Origin of the sequence: Cupriavidus sp. IK-TO18 (assembly GCF_015549295.1) — a bacterium.
In the GTDB taxonomy this organism is placed as follows: Bacteria; Pseudomonadota; Gammaproteobacteria; order Burkholderiales; family Burkholderiaceae; genus Cupriavidus; species Cupriavidus oxalaticus_A.
Genome location: NZ_JADGMP010000059.1, coordinates 18,276 through 34,513, shown reverse-complemented (window position 1 = coordinate 34,513; position 16,238 = coordinate 18,276). Strand labels below are relative to the sequence as shown.

Annotated in this window: 16 protein-coding genes and 1 pseudogene; 5 read left to right on the top strand and 12 right to left on the bottom strand. The window is 62.0% G+C overall.

Annotated elements, in window-relative coordinates; translation table 11 throughout:
* Positions 1-16 precede the first annotated feature (16 nt).
* Positions 17-613, bottom strand: coding sequence for a short chain dehydrogenase (locus IPF36_RS33520; RefSeq protein ID WP_135705183.1), 597 nt, complete (start codon positions 611-613; stop codon positions 17-19).
* A gap of 83 nt (positions 614-696) precedes the next feature.
* A complete protein-coding gene (locus IPF36_RS33515) occupies positions 697-1,125 on the bottom strand; it encodes an ACT domain-containing protein (protein ID WP_133098263.1) in 429 nt (142 codons plus the stop codon).
* 202 nt (positions 1,126-1,327) lie between these two features.
* On the opposite strand from IPF36_RS33515, the gene acs reads away from it, so the two are divergent.
* Positions 1,328-3,385: an acetate--CoA ligase gene (gene acs / locus IPF36_RS33510; RefSeq protein ID WP_195432253.1), complete on the top strand. Its 2,058-nt coding sequence runs from the start codon at positions 1,328-1,330 to the stop codon at positions 3,383-3,385.
* 84 nt (positions 3,386-3,469) lie between these two features.
* Here the strand turns inward: acs and IPF36_RS33505 are convergent, their stop codons facing one another.
* Together IPF36_RS33505 and IPF36_RS33500 are read right to left on the bottom strand one after the other, a co-directional pair.
* Positions 3,470-4,474, bottom strand: coding sequence for a tripartite tricarboxylate transporter substrate binding protein (locus tag IPF36_RS33505; protein ID WP_135705181.1), 1,005 nt, complete (start codon positions 4,472-4,474; stop codon positions 3,470-3,472).
* Between the two features lie 21 nt (positions 4,475-4,495).
* The gene (locus tag IPF36_RS33500; RefSeq protein ID WP_195432252.1) at positions 4,496-5,512 is read right to left on the bottom strand and encodes a 1-aminocyclopropane-1-carboxylate deaminase; all 1,017 of its coding nucleotides are present in this window, start codon (positions 5,510-5,512) and stop codon (positions 4,496-4,498) included.
* A gap of 185 nt (positions 5,513-5,697) precedes the next feature.
* On the opposite strand from IPF36_RS33500, the gene IPF36_RS33495 reads away from it, so the two are divergent.
* Positions 5,698-6,243, top strand: coding sequence for an Lrp/AsnC family transcriptional regulator (locus IPF36_RS33495; protein ID WP_240745993.1), 546 nt, complete (start codon positions 5,698-5,700; stop codon positions 6,241-6,243).
* A gap of 123 nt (positions 6,244-6,366) precedes the next feature.
* On the opposite strand, the gene IPF36_RS33490 is transcribed toward IPF36_RS33495, so the two are convergent.
* Positions 6,367-7,890: a Rieske 2Fe-2S domain-containing protein gene (locus IPF36_RS33490; protein WP_195432251.1), complete on the bottom strand. Its 1,524-nt coding sequence runs from the start codon at positions 7,888-7,890 to the stop codon at positions 6,367-6,369.
* A gap of 707 nt (positions 7,891-8,597) precedes the next feature.
* Between IPF36_RS33490 and IPF36_RS33485 the strand changes: the two genes are divergently transcribed.
* Positions 8,598-9,554: a methicillin resistance protein gene (locus IPF36_RS33485; RefSeq protein WP_133098258.1), complete on the top strand. Its 957-nt coding sequence runs from the start codon at positions 8,598-8,600 to the stop codon at positions 9,552-9,554.
* Between the two features lie 363 nt (positions 9,555-9,917).
* Here IPF36_RS33485 and IPF36_RS33480 read toward each other — a convergent pair whose 3' ends face one another.
* Complete coding sequence (locus IPF36_RS33480; RefSeq protein ID WP_195432246.1) at positions 9,918-11,036, bottom strand: metal-dependent hydrolase; 1,119 nt, start codon at positions 11,034-11,036, stop codon at positions 9,918-9,920.
* Positions 11,012-11,644 carry a TetR family transcriptional regulator gene (locus tag IPF36_RS33475; RefSeq protein ID WP_243737093.1) on the bottom strand — a complete coding sequence of 211 codons (633 nt, stop codon included), beginning with the start codon at positions 11,642-11,644 and terminating at the stop codon, positions 11,012-11,014. The genes IPF36_RS33480 and IPF36_RS33475 overlap by 25 nt, the downstream gene beginning before the upstream one ends.
* 184 nt (positions 11,645-11,828) lie before the next feature.
* On the opposite strand from IPF36_RS33475, the gene IPF36_RS33470 reads away from it, so the two are divergent.
* A complete protein-coding gene (locus IPF36_RS33470) occupies positions 11,829-12,914 on the top strand; it encodes an AI-2E family transporter (RefSeq protein ID WP_135705177.1) in 1,086 nt (361 codons plus the stop codon).
* A 116-nt stretch (positions 12,915-13,030) separates the two neighbouring features.
* On the opposite strand, the gene IPF36_RS33465 is transcribed toward IPF36_RS33470, so the two are convergent.
* The 5 genes and pseudogenes from IPF36_RS33465 to IPF36_RS33450 form a co-directional block, all read right to left on the bottom strand.
* Positions 13,031-13,357, bottom strand: a complete 327-nt coding sequence (locus IPF36_RS33465; RefSeq protein ID WP_133098291.1) for a hypothetical protein — start codon at positions 13,355-13,357, stop codon at positions 13,031-13,033.
* Positions 13,358-13,647: 290 nt separating this feature from the next.
* Positions 13,648-14,088 (bottom strand): hypothetical protein, encoded by a 441-nt coding sequence (locus IPF36_RS33460; RefSeq protein ID WP_133098255.1) that lies wholly within the window; start codon positions 14,086-14,088, stop codon positions 13,648-13,650.
* Positions 14,089-14,248: 160 nt separating this feature from the next.
* Positions 14,249-14,827: an elongation factor P gene (locus tag IPF36_RS33455; protein WP_133098254.1), complete on the bottom strand. Its 579-nt coding sequence runs from the start codon at positions 14,825-14,827 to the stop codon at positions 14,249-14,251.
* A 68-nt stretch (positions 14,828-14,895) separates the two neighbouring features.
* The gene (locus tag IPF36_RS34960) at positions 14,896-15,027 is read right to left on the bottom strand and encodes a hypothetical protein (protein WP_255519991.1); all 132 of its coding nucleotides are present in this window, start codon (positions 15,025-15,027) and stop codon (positions 14,896-14,898) included.
* 10 nt (positions 15,028-15,037) lie between these two features.
* Positions 15,038-15,223, bottom strand: a pseudogene (locus tag IPF36_RS33450) (lecithin retinol acyltransferase family protein); the annotation flags it as partial.
* A gap of 274 nt (positions 15,224-15,497) precedes the next feature.
* Here IPF36_RS33450 and IPF36_RS33445 point away from each other — a divergent pair.
* Positions 15,498-16,130, top strand: coding sequence for a malonic semialdehyde reductase (locus IPF36_RS33445; protein WP_135705175.1), 633 nt, complete (start codon positions 15,498-15,500; stop codon positions 16,128-16,130).
* Positions 16,131-16,238 lie beyond the last annotated feature (108 nt).

Below are 16,238 nucleotides of genomic sequence, written 5' to 3'. Positions count from 1 at the left end.
CAGCTGGCACTGCGAGTCAATGGGTGACCGACACCACTTGCCCGGAAAAGTCTTCCAGAATGCACTTCTGGTAAACCTGTGCAACCACCGCTGCCCGAACGCCCTTGGCGGGGTCGCGTCCCATCGCTTCGAGCGTCTCCCACACCCATCCGGGGCTGACGACATTCACGCGAATTTTGCCTTGCAGTTCGAGCGCTGCAGTCCGCCCGAACGCCTCGACGCCGGCGTTCACGGTGCTCACGGCGGCACCACCGAGCATTGGATGCTGCGCGAGGGTGCCACTGGTGAGCGTGACCGACCCGCCCTGGGAGATGTAGGGAACCCCATACCGCACAAGGTTGACCTGCCCCATCAGCTTATTGGCGAGGCTGAATGCAAAATCATCGTCAGTCAGGGCGTCCAGTGGGGCGAATTTCGCGGTGCCCCCTACGCAGACCACGGCGTCAACCGTGCCCAGTTGTCTGTACATCGCCAGAATCGACTGCTTGTCGGAGATGTCCACGGAGAGCGCCGAAGACCCACGACTGGCCCCTATCACGTCATGCTCGTCCGACAATAAGGCCGTAATTTCTTTCCCGAGGAGCCCTGTGGCTCCAATGACCAGTATGCGCATACGTCCCCCTGATAGCAGATGACGGGCGGTAGTGAATGGCCCTCAGTACCTAACCCGTTTTGCCGTAGAAGGCCCGCGCCTCGTCAGCCTTTGCCCAAGATCGCCATTGCCTTGTTCGCATCGTCGAGCGAGTCCACTGACACGTACGCGACAAACTGTACCCCGATGACGGAGGCAGAGAATCCGCGTAGATTGATTCCGCCTTCCGCAAGCTTGCGGGTCAGTTCCGCCACGATGCCGGGCCGGTCCCCGCCCATGATACGCACCGAGTGCAGGCTGTGCGTGACATTGAAGCCGACCTGGGCAGCTGCACGGATTTCCCTGTCATTCTGCAGCGGTGTCACGAACACGACACCCTTGCCGGGATCCTCCGGCGTGCGGCGCGCAATCGCGAATTGCAGGTCCGCGCCGGCATCGCGCAGGGCCTCCAGTACCTCCGCGAGGCCGCCGGGCCGGTCCGGTATGCTTGCCGCCCAAACGTCCACGCGTTCCACAAGAAGATCGTTGGTCATTGCTGATTCTCCAATGCCCCCAATACGAATCTAGCGTATCGCGGCCGGCAGGCAAGCTCTGGGCTCGGCGGACAGCGGCGGCCGATTCCCTGGCAACTCCCCGTGCCCGGACTTAATATGGACTAGTCGTTATTTCAGGCGGCTATCGCAGGATAGTGGCACCTGCCTGGATGGATGTCATGGAAAGTGAAGGGGAATCGTCATGCCTGAAGACAAAGCGCCACATCATGCTACACAGCAGGAATCGGCCGATGTGTCCGAGGCGGAAATCGCGGTCCATTGGCCCGAGGAAGACTATGTCCCGCCGCCCGCGCAGTTCATTGCGCAGGCCAATCTGACCGATCCGCGCATTTTCGAACGCTTCTCCCTCGATCGCTTCCCCGAGTGCTTCAAGGAGTTCGCAGACCTGCTGGACTGGTACAAGTATTGGGAAACGACGCTGGATACCAGCAACCCGCCTTTCTGGCGCTGGTTCGTCGGCGGCAGGATCAACGCCTGCCACAACTGCGTGGACCGCCACCTTGCTGCGTATGGGAACAAGACCGCGATTCATTTCGTGCCCGAGCCGGAGCATGAGTCGGTGCATCACCTCACCTACCAGGAGCTCTTTGTTCGCGTCAACGAGCTGGCCGCCCTGCTGCGCGATTTCTGCGGCCTGAAGGCTGGCGACCGCGTCACGCTGCATATGCCCATGGTGGCCGAACTGCCCATCACCATGCTTGCATGCGCGCGCATCGGCGTGATTCATTCACAGGTATTCAGCGGCTTCAGCGGCAAGGCCTGCGCCGAGCGCATCGCGGACTCCGAGAGCCGGCTGCTAATCACCATGGACGCCTATTACCGCGGCGGTGAATTGCTCGGTCACAAGGAAAAGGCCGACATCGCCGTGGCAGAGGCCGCCAGCGCCGGTCAGCAGGTCGAGAAGGTCCTGATCTGGCAGCGCTACCCGGGCAAGTATTCCAGCGCCGCCATGCTGGTGGAGGGCCGCGATCTCATTCTCAATGACATGCTCGCCGGTTTCCGCGGCAGGCGTGTCGAGCCCGAGCCGATGCCGGCCGAGGCACCGCTGTTCCTGATGTACACGAGCGGCACCACGGGCCGGCCCAAGGGCTGCCAGCATTCCACCGGCGGCTATCTGTCCTATGTGGCGTGGACCTCGAAGTACATCCAGGATATCCACCCCGAGGACGTCTACTGGTGCATGGCCGATATTGGCTGGATCACCGGGCATTCCTACATCGTCTATGGCCCGCTCGCGCTCGCCGCCTCGTCTGTCGTCTACGAGGGCGTGCCGACCTGGCCCGACGCCGGCCGACCCTGGCGTATTGCGGAAGGCCTTGGCGTCAATATCTTCCACACCTCGCCCACCGCAATCCGCGCGCTGCGGCGCAACGGGCCGGACGAGCCGGCGAAATACAACTACCACTTCAAGCACATGACCACGGTGGGCGAGCCGATCGAGCCCGAAGTCTGGAAGTGGTACCACCGCGAAGTCGGCAAGGGCGAAGCGGTCATCGTGGACACCTGGTGGCAAACCGAGAATGGCGGTTTCCTCTGCAGCACGCTGCCGGGCATCCACCCGATGAAGCCCGGCAGCACGGGCCCGGCGATCCCGGGCATCCATCCGGTGATCTTTGACGAGGAAGGCAAGGAGGTCCCGGCCGGCTCGGGTAAGGCGGGCAATATCTGCATCCGCAATCCCTGGCCGGGCATATTCCAGACCGTCTGGAAGGATCCGGACCGCTACGTGCGCCAGTACTATGCGCGCTACTGCAAGAATCCCGACAGCAAGGACTGGCGCGACTGGCCGTATATGGCGGGCGATGGGGCAATGCAGGCGGCGGACGGCTACTTTCGAATCCTTGGCCGCATCGACGACGTGATCAACGTCTCCGGCCATCGCCTCGGCACCAAGGAGATCGAATCGGCCGCGCTGCTCGTGCCCGAGGTCGCCGAGGCGGCGGTGGTGCCGGTGGCCGACGAGGTCAAGGGCAAGGTGCCTGATCTCTATGTGTCGCTCAAGCCGGGACTGTCGCCTTCCGCCAAGATCGCGAACAAAGTCTCGGCCTCGGTGGTGTCCCAGATCGGCGCCATTGCGCGTCCGCATCGGGTCGTGATTGTTCCCGACATGCCCAAGACACGCTCGGGCAAGATCATGCGCCGCGTGCTGGCAGCGATCTCCAACCGGCAGGAACCTGGCGACGTGTCCACGCTTGCCAATCCGGAGGTCGTCGACAAGATCAGGGAGCAGGCAACATAGGACGGCTGCGGCGGACAATGTCCGGCGGCACTGTCCGGTTGCCGGCTCGAATGCTGCTGCCGCCAGGCAAGGCGATGGAAACCATCAATTCGCCGTGATGCTCGCGCGCTGTGCGGTGGCGCGCATCAGCGGCAGCTCCTTGCTGATCATGGCGCTGACCTGCTCCGGGCCCGCGTAGTTCGGCTCCAGCCCGTTGGCCAGCAGCTTTTGCTGGACCTCAGGGTCTTTCATCGCCTGCGCGACCGCTTTTTCCAGCCGGGCCTTGACGTCGGCCGGCAAGCCGCGCGGCGCCGCGATGGCTACCCACGAGTCGGCATCGAAGCCGGGATAACCGGCTTCCGCGACGGTGGGCACGTCAGGCAGCAGCGTGGCGCGGCGGGCGCCCATGACCGCGATCGGCTTGATCTTGCCGCTGCGGATATGGGGCAACGACGCGGCGACCGTATCGACCGAGAACGGAATCTGCCCGCCGATCAGGTCGGCCACGGCCGGCGCACTGCCCTTGTACGGGATGTGCTGCAGCTTCATGCCGGTGGCGCCCAGCAGCATCTCGCCGGCGAAATGCCCGGTGGTGCCGGTACCGAAGGACCCATAGACGTACTTGCCCGGCGCAGCGTTGACCGCCGCAACCATCTGCGGCAGCGTATCCACCGGTACCGCCTTGTTCGCCAGCACAATCAGCGGTACGCGCGCCACCAGCCCGACGGGCTCGAAGCTTTTCACGGGGTCATACGGCAGGCTCGCGTTGATGGCCGGATTGACAGTGAATGTCGAGCCCGAGCTGACCAGCAGTGTGTAGCCATCGGCCGCGGCCTTGGCCACGTAGCCGGCCCCGACGATGGTGCCGGCACCGGCGCGGTTCTCGATGACCACCGGCTGGCCCAGCGCATCGCCAAGGCTCTTGCCGACGAGCCGGCCGATCATGTCGACCGCCCCGCCGGCCGGGAACGGCACCACGAGCGTGACGGGCCGGACCGGATACGCCGATGCAGCGTGGGCCCCGACGGCGGCAACCGCCAGCGCTGGCAGCGCCAGCGCCCGGGCTGCCACGAAGGCTCTGCGCAGGGACGAATGTAGAGTGGGATTCATCGCAGCACCTCCGTGCGTCGGTCAGCCGTTGCGGAACAGGAAGCTGTAGGCATTCAGGGCCGGTGCGCCGCCGAGATGGGCATACAGCACGCGCGAGCCTTCGGGGAATTCGCCGCGCCGGACCATGTCGATCATGCCGTGCATCGATTTCCCCTCGTAGACCGGGTCGGTCATCATGCCTTCGTGCCTGGCGCTCAGGCGGATGGCTTCGAGCGTGCCTTCGGACGGCAGGCCATACTCGGGGCCGCCATAGCGCTCGTCGAGCACCACGTCGGCGTCGGCGATGTCGCGGTCCAGTTCCACCAGCCCCGCCGTGTGCCTGGCGATGCGCAGGATCTGCGCGCGGGTCTGGGCGGGCTTGGCGGAGGCATCGATGCCGATCACGCGATCAGCCCGGCCGTCGGCGGCAAAGCCCACCACCATGCCCGCCTGCGTGCTGCCCGTTACCGAACACACGACGATGTAGTCGAACTTGAAGCCCAGTTCGGCCTCCTGTGCGCGCACTTCCTCGGCAAAGCCGACGAAGCCCAGGCCCCCCAGCGGATGCTCCGAGCAGCCGGCGGGGATCGGATATGGCTTGCCACCCTCCTTGCGCACGCTCTCCATGGCCTCTTCCCAGCTCTTGCGGATGCCGATGTCAAAGCCGTCGGCCACCAGGCGCACGTCGGCCCCCATCATCCGGGACATCTGGATATTGCCGACCCGGTCATAGACCGCGTCAGAGTAATTGACCCAGTTTTCCTGGACGAGCACGCACTTGAGTCCCAGGTGCGCGGCCACGGCGGCCACCTGGCGCGTCTGGTTCGACTGGATGCCGCCGATCGAGACCAGCGTGTCGCAGCCTTGCGCCAGCACGTCCGGGATCAGGTATTCGAGCTTGCGGGTCTTGTTGCCGCCAAAGGCCAGGCCGCTGTTGCAGTCCTCACGCTTGGCGTACAGCTCGACCTTGCCGCCAAGGTGGGCAGAGAGGCGCTTGAGCGGCTGGATGGGCGTGGGGCCGAAGGTCAGGGGGTAACGGGCAAAGCGCTTGAGATTCATGGTGGCAGCTCCAGGGTTAGGGTGTGGTTCCGTCATCGGTGCGGCTTGCAGCAAGGCCAACGATGCGGCGACGGACTCTATCCTAGAAAAAAAGCCACGAAACGTGCTTGCAAAGAAGCGCGCTTTTGAACACCATTAGTAAGTCATCACCATTCATTCAGTCGGAAAATTCTCCCATAATCAAAATGAAAGAAACAAAATTTCGCACCAAATCCGCGCGGGCCGCACCCTCCCAGGCGCCATCGCAGACGCTGCCACCCGCACCCCACGTGGACTCGCTCGACCGCGCCGACAAGGCGATCCTGAGAGCCCTGCAGCAGGACGCATCGATCTCCAACGTGGCCTTGGCCGCAAAGGTCAACCTAAGCCCGCCCGCCTGCCTGCGGCGCGTGGAGCGGCTCAAGGAAATGGGGCTGATCCGCGGCATCGTGGCGCTGCTCAACCCCTCTGCGCTGGATGCGGGAATGCTCGTGATGATCGGCGTGGTGCTGGATCGCTCCACGCCCGAGTCCTTCGCGCAGTTCGAGTCTGCCGCGCAAAAAGTATCCGGTTGCATGGAATGCCACGTCGTGACCGGCGAATTCGATTACTTCATGCTGGTGCGCACAAGAGACAGTGAGAGCTTCAACCGCCTCCACGCGGAACAATTGCTCTACCTGCCAGGTGTCAGGCAGATCCGCTCGTTCATGGTGCTCAAGCAGGTGCTATCGACGACGCAGTTTCCTATCTGATGGACTTGCCACAGACGGATGGCAAGAAGCAGGACGCGCTGCAGCCGGGCAAACAAAGGACCGGTCCCCGCTATCCAGCCGCCTCGCCGATGACGCGCCGGTGGGATAAAGCTGCAGCAGGTCTCATCCTTCCAGCTCTATAATTTTCGCTTCCAGGCTGCAACTTCCATCCAATGCCTTTCCGTCATCCTCAAGCGAGAAAGCCCACCCATGGCGCGGGCATATGAGCTTGCCATCTTCCGTAATAGTGGCGCAAGACAGATCTGCTCCTTGATGAGGGCAATATCGATTGATCTCATAACGCATTCCACTGCCCCGGGAAATCGTTATTCTTTCCTTCGGAATGGCGAGTGTTTGGAGTATGGAATCGCGAAGATTCGAGACATCCGAAAGCAGGAATATGTTTATGATGTTGTCGAACCTGTCAGGAGCGCGATATAGCTTTGCCCTCAGCGAGAGGTGAATGTTCTGCCATCGGTCGCGACCGCACATCAGGGCAAAGTATTTCCTGTCCGCGGTAATTCGCCAGAATGCCGGCATGGAACCAGGCAAATCAATAATGGATTTCTCTGACAAATCAATACATATGGAGTCATCCTCGCCATCACCCCAGGCCAGTACCAGAAGAGACTCGCATTGGAATTCCAGGTCCCAGATCTGGTCCAGTCTGTTATTTATTTCATCTATCAGTCTTTCCTTTGAAAAATCGATAGCAAGACCTTCCCAGCGATCTGGAATATTCTTTTTGTAATCAAGAATATCGCGCTCCCCGGGTGGGGCGATAGGCTCCCGTGCGGTGAGTTCATTTATCTCATCCCCTGGCCTTGGGTACAGGATGTTTTCAATATTGGCGCCCAATAAATATTGATGAAGCTCTGGTTGGTGAATGAAAATGGTGCCGACCCCGTATGACAGGGACAGGGGCAGAAAAGGAAAAATTGCAGGCCCCGCAGCCGGGATGAAAAATCTCGGCTTAAGCCTTTGCATCGCGCCAACCACATTGTCGAGCTTCTTGATCGATTTTTCCTTGCTGAGCTCCGCTCGTTCGCTTTCACTGTAATTCTCATAACAGACCGGATGCCAGGTCGCGCCGGAAAACTGAACCGAATAGTAGGTTATCGGCCGGGGTAGCTGATCAAGCCGATCAAATATCTTGCAATCGTTCTGGTTGAAAAAACTGAAAGCAGGCGTTTCAATCAGAAGCGCGCTGTCATGATTCACTCCAATGTCCGACACAAAGCAGGTCAGCGTCAACCATGCGCTCATCAAGCTTGGCCGGCCATCGAGAAGTTCGATATATTGGAATCCCAGTTTGTCGATCTCGCTCCTCAGGGCATCATCGCGAAATCGTGGAATAACAAATACCGCATCCCGGCCGATCTTGCTCAGGGTGTCCACGTCAAAATGATCCTGATGCTCATGGGAGATATATATCCAGCCCTTCTTCCTTTGGCTTATCTCTATGAATTCCGCTTGGAGATGATGATTTTTCGGATACTGGAACCAGCTGCCATGGAATGCCCCGTTCTCGGTGAGCCAGGGGTCTATCGCAAGATATTCCGTTGACGACTCGACCAGAAAGCCGTTATGACCCAGGAATTTCAGGGAGACCGCTTGCTGCATATCCGTGCCGGTAGTGTTCGCCATGGTCACTTCTCCTCACATCCTATATCCACGCCTTGGAGGGATGCCGAAGGTCTCCGTGAAGAGCCCCAGCCCGACCGCGATCGCCTTTGCCTCGAAGCAGGCGCGATCGCCAACATTGTGCAGACCGGTCCCGAAGCCGTTGTCCGACAAAAGGGCTCAGGTGTGTGCGAGCACCGCCAGATACCGGGCCCGTTCCTTTGCAGTGCCGAGCGAGGAGTCGTGCCACAGCATCGTGAGGCAGCCGTTCAGGTTGAGCACATTATCGAGATCACCGGGAGGCGTTACAACGGCACTGGGTGCGATGGCGCACGGTGTCTCATTCCAGGCTCACCAATTGATGTTACCGAGCGGCTACATTAGCCGTACGATCAGGCGCAAGGGGCTGCGACCAAGCTTCATAATCTTGCTCTGCCTTATCGGCATGACTTTTTGCCTGCCCAAAGCGGCTGGTCCCGCAATCGGTCTGACTCAAATCGAACAAATACAAGGCGGCAACGTGAGTGCACCATTCGATTAACCGTGGGCACGCAAGTCCGTTTCCCCAGCCGATGAATGCAATGCCGCGCCGGCATTTCTGCGGGGCATCCGCGATACCGTCCGTCCGACGGCTGATCGCCATCGGCATGATGTTGCGCCGGCCATGGATCCGCTAGTCTGGTTGGGCCAGCCGTACAGCGACAACGGCCATTCACCGGTGACTGAGACATATGGACATCAATCAGCAGAAGTACAGAGAGCTCTGCGAGATCGAACGCTCAATCCCGTTTTCCAGCCAGGCCTGGTGGCTGGACGCGACGGTCGGGCCTGAACGGTGGAGCGCGACCCTGGTGGAACGGGCAGGGAAGGTGATCGCGGCAATGCCCTATGTCAGAAAAACAAGATACGGTTTTGTCATTCTTACCCAGCCTCCCGCTGGCCATGGCTTGGGTCCCTGGCTGGCGTGCAAGGACGCGAAACCGACAAAATTGCTCAGCCAGCAGAAGGAGCTGATGACCGAGTTGATTGAACAATTGCCGAGGTTCGATCATTTCGCGCAGGCGTGGCATTACACCGATACCAACTGGCTGCCTTTTTTCTGGAAAGGCTACCGGCAGACCACGCGATACACCTACGTTCTCCCGGACCTTAGCGACGAGACATCGCTTTGGAACGCCATGCAGCCCACCGTGAAACAGGACATCCGGAAAGCGACTGGCCGCTTCAATCTTCACGTGCGCCACACCGATAGTATTGATGAATTCCTGCCCTTGAACCGCAATGTCGGCACCGACCCAAGATGGCGACGAGGCTATTCCGATGACGTCGCGAGGCGAATCGATGCCGCGTGCAAGGAGCGTGGGCAGCGCAAGATATTCATCGTCGAGGACGAGGAGGGACGGGCTCACTATAGCGCCTATCTCGTGTGGGATGAGCAGAGCGCCTATGGCCTGATGGGTGGCGCAAACCGGGACCTGCCACCCAATACCGGAGCCGGCAGCTACTGCATATGGGAAACCATCAAATTCGCCTCGACGGTAACCAGGATCTATGACTTTTCAGGTTCCATGCTGGAATCGGTGGAACGCTTCTTCCGGGGATTCGGTGCTGTTCAGAGACCCTATTTCCGGATTACGAAGACACCATCCAGGGCGCTTTCCCTGTATCAGCTCATGCGGTCCCGATAGCGGGGGCCAGCGGGGAGATCGGGTGAACTACGACAACGGCACCGATCGTTGTGCCATGCGCTGAACGTCGGTCGCTTCGCGGCACTGCCGGAGCTCGGCTCAGAACTCATGCCGCATCCCGAGCCCCAACAGTGCAAGCACATAGCTTTGACGACGCGCCATCAGCGCGCCGGTTCCAGCGCGGCCTTCACTCCATTTTGAGCCCCACCGTCCTGGTCATGGCCTGGTAGGTCGGGGCCGGCAGGAATGGCATGCCGCTACTGGACGTGTGCCGGGAGATGGATATCCCGGTCGCTGAAATCATGGTGACCGCGCGCGTCGAGGAGAGCTGTGGGGGGCGCAGACGGGATTTCGCATGTCGTGCTAGTCAAGTCGCTGGCGCTGCTCCTGGCTGAAATAGGCAAGCCGGTATAGCCGCCATGGTGCCTGCACACTGTCGCGGCAATAGCCATAGCGGAAGATGTCTTCCACCGCGGGCAGGTCATAGCGCAGGTCGGTGAACCAGACGCAGGCGGCCGTTTCGCCTGGCTCGCGCGGCGGCAGGTCCGTTGCCGGCATCGCAGTGATGGCGGAAAGGGCCGGATAGACAGCGAATCGCCTGAAATCGGCAAAGTCCGGCCGCACCCAGAGTTGCCATGCGAGCGCCTGCCCGGACCGCGCCAGCGGAAGCTGCAGCAGCTGCGGCCGCAGCGTCCATTCCACGTGCGCGGGCGGCACATAGGCCCTGGCCATGGCGGGCAGGCGCCCCAGCACCGGCCATGGCGGCAGCCAGGCAGGATGCCCGGCCAGGTTGACGTGGGCGACATGGTAGTCCCTCCCCGCGCGGGCGATCAGTTTCCAGTTGAACGGAGAAAACGGCTGTGGCAGCGCGTCCACACCCTGCGCCTGGATGCCGGCAGCATGCAAGGATTCGTTGCCCAGTTCCAGCGCGCGTTGCCTGAGCACGCCCTGGGCGCCGACATAGGCGCACAGCAGCACCATGCCCGCCAGGGCTGCCCGCGCACGCAGCGGCGGTGCCAGGCACAGTGCCAGGCCCAGGGCGGATACAACGATGCCGCTCAGCAGCGGATCGACCAGGAAGGTGGTGCCGAGGCTGAAGCGCCGTTCGGAGCCGGGATAGAAGATGCGGGTGCCATAAACGGTGATCAGGTCCAGCGCGATGTGGCTGGCCACGCCGAGGCAACTGACGGCAAGCGCTTCGCGCCAGGCCTGGTGCCGGCGCGTCACCAGGCAGAACAGTCCGGCCAGCAATGCGCCCCAGGCCGGAAGCAGCAGCAGCGAATGCGTCGGCCCCTGGTGCCACTGGGCCAGGAAACGCAGCGGATGGACCAGGAAGCCCAGGAAATCGATATCCGGAAAGGCTCCGGCGGCAGCGCCAAGCAGCAGTCGTTCGCGCGTGCCGAGGCGCCGGCCGGGAGCCTCGTCCATGGGGACGGCCAGCGCAACCTGCGCGCCCATCAAGGCGTGGGTGATCGTGTCCATCCGGGCCGCGCTCCGGTGTCGCCAGGACGGCGCCACGCCAGGCGCTCGGCGCAGCGCAGTTGCCGATCGAGCCAGGCCCGCGTGCGGCCTGCATCCGGTGAATGGTCGCGCAGCCAGCAGCCGAAGGTGGAAACGAAGATGCCGGTCAGCACGACCTCGCCCGCTTCGCGGCGCCAGCCGGATTCCGGCAGGCGGGCAGCTTCGCGCAGCCACTGCACGGTGCGGCTGATATGCAGCAGGCCCTGCACCTGCAGGTGTACGTGCTCCGGCTGCAGCTTGTAGCGCAGCATCTGGGCAGTGAGTTGCCGGTGCGGGGCCAGCGCCTCCAGCCAGGCGAGGATGGCCTGCTCCAGCCGCTCGCGATGGGACAGGGCGCCCCAGCCTTCACGCGCGGACACGCGCACCAGCGCCAGGTCAGCGCGCTCGAACCAGGCTTCAGCCAGGTCGTCCTTCTGCCGGTAATGCCGGTGGATCTCTTCCAGGCCGATGCCCATGTCGTCGGCGACATCATGCAGATGCAGGGCGTCCCAGCCGCGGCGCTCGCCGAGCATCAGGGCGACCTCCAGGATCCGGCCGGCCAGGGCTGCATTGTCGTTCATGGCGTTCATGGCTTTGCCATCCCCGGGAATGCGTCTGCACGCTGCTTTCCAGCATAGAAAGGCAGCGCGCAGGCTGGCGCCGATTTCTGACCCATGTGCGCGCTGCTGCTACCGCATCCTATGCGGCGTGATGCGCCGCGGTTAGCATATTGGCAACGTGCATCGCCCGGATGCCGTGCCCAGGTGCCCTTCCATGACCGATTCCCAAGCAGCCGTATGGGTACGCCGGACTCTCCTGGTGTGCCTGCTCGGCGGGCTGCTCGCCCTGTCCTTTGTCGTGGTACGGCCGTTCCTTGTGCCACTTGCCTGGGCCGCAATCCTCTCCTATATCACCTGGCCGCTCAACGCGCGGCTGCGCCGCGTGCTGCGCCAGCGGCGAACCTGGGCTGCGCTGATCTCCACGCTGATACTTTCCGCGTTGTTGGGCGTGCCGCTCATCGGGCTCACTATCCTCCTGCGTGCCGAGATGGTCGCGGCCTACCGCGAGGCGGCTGAAATCCTGAACGCGGGTGCGGCACTGCCGGATTCGCTCGCACGCCTGCCCTGGGTTGGCGAATGGCTGCAGGAATGGGTATCAGTGCTGTTAGGTGACCGCGCAGCCCTGCGTGCCCAGGTCACGCCGCTGATCGAACGATGGGGCGGCGCCCTTGCAAGGCTGGCCGGCGGCGTGGGACTCAACGCAGGGCTCATTGGCGTGACGCTGCTTACGGCATTCTTTTTCTTCCGCGACGGCGAGAAATTGCTTGCGCAGTTGCGCCTGGTCCTGCAAGGGGTGCTCGGGCCGCGCGCGCACGGGTATGTCATCGCAGTGGGCGACACCGCGCGGGCCGTGGTGTTCGGCCTCTTCCTCGCCGCAGTCGCGCAAGGGTCGTTCGCCGGAATCGGCTACTGGGCGGCAGGCGTCGAAGCGCCGGTGTTCTGGGGCATTGCCACGGCCATCCTTGCGCTGATTCCCTTTGGTGCGCTTGCGGTCTGGGTCCCCATCGGCGCATGGCTGCTCATCACCGGCCACACCGTGGCGGGGATCGGGCTCCTGCTGTGGGGCGCTACCGCCGTGAGCTGGGTCGATAACGTCGTTCGTCCGCTCGTCATCAGTGGGGCCACCAAGATTCCGTTCCTGCTGGTGATGTTCGGCGTTGTGGGCGGACTCGCCGCATTTGGCCTGATCGGCCTGTTCGTCGGGCCGGTGATCCTCGCGGTGCTGCTTGCCGTATGGCGCGAATGGCTGGAAAGCCAGGCGGAGCAACGGGTGGGGCCACCGCCGGCACCTCCGGCGTAACCGGGGCGACACCTGTCGTGCATCACCTAAGTTTGAACGCGGCGAATTGAAATCAGCCCCGGCGGGTTGCACCGGGGCTGTCAGGCTGGTTAATGTGATTAGTGTGGTTAGTGTGGTTAGTGCAGCTGGCGCTTCAGGTCAGCAAGCTCCGAATGCATCGAACTGACTGCATCCTTGACCTTTGCATCGAGACCGCCGGCCTGCTGGCAAGCGCGGTCTGCACGATCGCCGATCCGTTCGAGATCATCGACCCACTGCCGGATCCGGTCCTCGTCCTTGGACGACATGACCTTCGATGCCGATTTGCATTCCTTGTCGAGTTCATCCACCCAGTTCATCAAGTCCGGTGGAATCGCCGCCTCGGCATGACAAGTCCGTGATGTCTCGCTGATGGTTTGCTGCAGATGACTAAAGCGTTGCTGCATTTCGCTGGCTTGCAACATGATGCCCCCTTCGTGAACATCCATCCACATGAATTCAGGCAGCAGATAACAGTGCGTTGCCCGTGCCATTGTCATTCGCCCGCGAGCGGGCTGCCAGCGAAGTTGCATTGCGCCAAAGCGGCCGCCAAGCGCGCGAAGGACACTTTTTCAGTCTAGGTCAGAATCGGCCAACCGCTTCGCTGTGAGCCCGGGGTTCCTGCTAACCTCGGGAACAAGTCAGCCAGCTTGGCGACAACAGGTATGCCGAAGCCGGCCGGGCACGACGCCCGCCCCTGGCTGCAGCCGCAGGGCTATCGCTTGCCCGCCTTCCCGGCGTGCCGCGCGCCGTACATCCGGTCCGGGACCAGATCCTGGTCCAGGATGTCATCGATGCTTGGCGGCATTGGCGGGTGCTCTTCCCGCACGGCGCTATGGTCCGCCCTGTCTGCCGGGCTGTCCGAGGGAATACTCTCTGCAGCGCGGGTGATCTCGTTGCGGCCGTCCTCCGGCGCATCGTCATCATCCGGATGGTGGCCATGGGGAAAATCGACCGGCTCCACCACCCGTTCGACGATCTGCTCGACGGCCCGTTCAACGTCTTCCCATACCTCTTCCGGTTCGATCGGATCCAGGATGCTGGGCATGGAGCGATTGGCGTGAGACCGACGCGGTGGTCCGCTTCGCCGCGTCCCGCCCAAATCCACTTTGGGTGGCTTGTGCATGAACAACTCCTGAGCGACGACGATGGTCATGCGGCATGCATGGCATGCGCATACTTGCATAATATGCAGACGCGAGGCTCAAAGTGAAGGACAGGTACCGGATACGGTACTGCCGCCGCCGCTGCCGGCCCGTCCCGGCGCGATTGTACGCGGCGCTGCACATGCCGGGAGCGATGCCGCAGCATGGGATTCACGATTTCCGCGTCCCGTGCCTTACCCGCTCCAGGTATTTTCCTGAAGCAGCCTCGATTCGCACCGTGTCCCCTTCCTTGATGAATTGAGGAACGAGAACCTCCATGCCGTTGTCCAGCGTCGCGGTCTTGAAGGTAGAGGTTTCATGCTCGCGCAAGCCCGGCGGCGTGGACACGATGGTTAACTCGACTGCAGGGGGAAATGCGATGGTGACCGGCTCGCCCTCATAAAGCTGCACCGGGATTCGCATGCTGGGGCGAAGAAATTTTTGATATGCGCCTATGGTCTCTGCGGGAAAACTGATCTGCTCGAAGGTTTCGGGATTCATGAAATAAAAGGCGGCACCATCGGTGTACAGATATTCCATCTCCTGGTGAACGAGCGCGACCTCCTCGAGCTTGTCGCTCGGGCGCAACCGCAACTCCTTGATGTGACCGGTCTTCAGGTTCCTGAACTTGGCGAAAACTGCGCTTCCCTGCTGGCCACTGCCGGCGTGATAACCGGCGCTGGTAACGCTGTGAAGTTCGTCCTCGAGCATGATGACCATGCCCGGCTTCAGTCCGGAAGCTTCGACCATTGGTGTCTCCGCCTGGGCGGCAAGATTCGCCTTCAGCCTAGCACCGCAGCGCCCTTTCAACAAACGGCCTAGATGAAGTCGCGGCCAAATGCAGCGCAAACCCGCACGGTGGTGGTGAAATCGCGCGGCCATTTCCGCGCGGCCATTTCCACGCGGCCTTCGACCAGTTCCTGACCACGGTGATCGGCCACGACCGGCAAGAATCGATGATCAGCTCACGCAAGCTCCGGTGCGCCACATCGACCATGCCGCCGCAACAAATGCAGTGAAGAAGCGCAAGGGAGTCCGAAAGGCCGCGCGCGGGTCGATGAAGCACGCGAGCACCTGTTCGCTACGGCTTTCCCCATACAGGCACCAGGCGCAGAAATGCTCGCAGTTATTGGTCAGCAGCCGGTGGCACTGCATTGGGAGTGCGACCTTGGCTGGAGGTGGGGTGGTCCATGTTCAAACACTCAAGCAATCACGTGAACTTGAGAAAAGCCTAGACCCGGCAAAACATTAATGACAATCAAAGATTCTTCTGCCGACCATAAGCATTTGTTGATCGACCCACAAGGCGATGGGACAGATCAGCAGTGCGCTGAACGGAGGGGCATCCGTGACTATGCTAGTCAGGAGCGGCGGGCTGGCCGGTCAGCCGCGGAGTCCATCCCAGTACAAGGAGGCAACCATGAACAAGCGCTTGAGTGAAGACGGCATGGATCTGCTCTTTCGCGAGGCACGCACGCACAACGCATGGCTGAGCCAGCCCGTGAGCGACGAGACGCTGCGGCAACTCTATGACTTGATGAAATGGGGGCCGACCAGCGCCAACTGCTCTCCCGCACGCATCCTGTTCCTGCGCACCCCTGAGGCCAAGCAGCGCCTGGTGCCCGCACTCGCGCCGGGCAATGTGGAGAAGACCATGGCGGCGCCAGTCACTGCCATCATCGCCTATGACGTCAAATTCTACGAACTTCTGCCCAAGCTGTTCCCGCATGCGGACGCACGCTCATGGTTTGCCGACACACCGGAACTCGCGCTCACCACCGCGAGGCGCAACTCTTCCCTGCAGGGCGCGTACTTCATCATTGCGGCCCGCTCACTGGGACTCGACTGCGGGCCGATGTCCGGCTTCGACAACGCCAAGGTCGATCACGAGTTCTTTCCCGCGGACCCGAAGGAGAATGCCTTCCAGCTCGAATATTTCCCGGACAGCCATGTGAAATCGAACTTCCTGTGCAATCTGGGCTATGGCGACCCCGCCAAGCTGTTTCCGCGTGGCCCTCGCCTGGAATTCGACGAGGCATGCAAGCTGCTCTGACGGAGGGCGCATCGCAGGCTTGATTGGGGAAGCCCTTTGACAACCGGCGCTACAGGCTGCCGCGCACCCGGGCGAAGACTCCGCGTAAACCCCGAGGACACAATCGTT

Bases quoted from the DNA above. Each gene is read 5' to 3' on its own strand.
- IPF36_RS33520 (WP_135705183.1), bottom strand. From the start codon at position 613: ATGCGCATACTGGTCATTGGAGCCACAGGGCTCCTCGGGAAAGAAATT.
- IPF36_RS33460 (WP_133098255.1), bottom strand. From the start codon at position 14,088: ATGACCATCGTCGTCGCTCAGGAGTTGTTCATGCACAAGCCACCCAAA.
- IPF36_RS33505 (WP_135705181.1), bottom strand. From the start codon at position 4,474: ATGAATCCCACTCTACATTCGTCCCTGCGCAGAGCCTTCGTGGCAGCC.
- IPF36_RS33445 (WP_135705175.1), top strand. From the start codon at position 15,498: ATGAACAAGCGCTTGAGTGAAGACGGCATGGATCTGCTCTTTCGCGAG.
- IPF36_RS33515 (WP_133098263.1), bottom strand. From the start codon at position 1,125: ATGACCAACGATCTTCTTGTGGAACGCGTGGACGTTTGGGCGGCAAGC.
- IPF36_RS33470 (WP_135705177.1), top strand. From the start codon at position 11,829: ATGACCGATTCCCAAGCAGCCGTATGGGTACGCCGGACTCTCCTGGTG.
- IPF36_RS33490 (WP_195432251.1), bottom strand. From the start codon at position 7,890: ATGGCGAACACTACCGGCACGGATATGCAGCAAGCGGTCTCCCTGAAA.
- IPF36_RS33465 (WP_133098291.1), bottom strand. From the start codon at position 13,357: ATGTTGCAAGCCAGCGAAATGCAGCAACGCTTTAGTCATCTGCAGCAA.
- IPF36_RS33485 (WP_133098258.1), top strand. From the start codon at position 8,598: ATGGACATCAATCAGCAGAAGTACAGAGAGCTCTGCGAGATCGAACGC.
- IPF36_RS33455 (WP_133098254.1), bottom strand. From the start codon at position 14,827: ATGGTCGAAGCTTCCGGACTGAAGCCGGGCATGGTCATCATGCTCGAG.
- IPF36_RS33475 (WP_243737093.1), bottom strand. From the start codon at position 11,644: ATGAACGCCATGAACGACAATGCAGCCCTGGCCGGCCGGATCCTGGAG.
- IPF36_RS33480 (WP_195432246.1), bottom strand. From the start codon at position 11,036: ATGGACACGATCACCCACGCCTTGATGGGCGCGCAGGTTGCGCTGGCC.
- IPF36_RS33500 (WP_195432252.1), bottom strand. From the start codon at position 5,512: ATGAATCTCAAGCGCTTTGCCCGTTACCCCCTGACCTTCGGCCCCACG.
- IPF36_RS33495 (WP_240745993.1), top strand. From the start codon at position 5,698: ATGAAAGAAACAAAATTTCGCACCAAATCCGCGCGGGCCGCACCCTCC.
- acs (WP_195432253.1), top strand. From the start codon at position 1,328: ATGCCTGAAGACAAAGCGCCACATCATGCTACACAGCAGGAATCGGCC.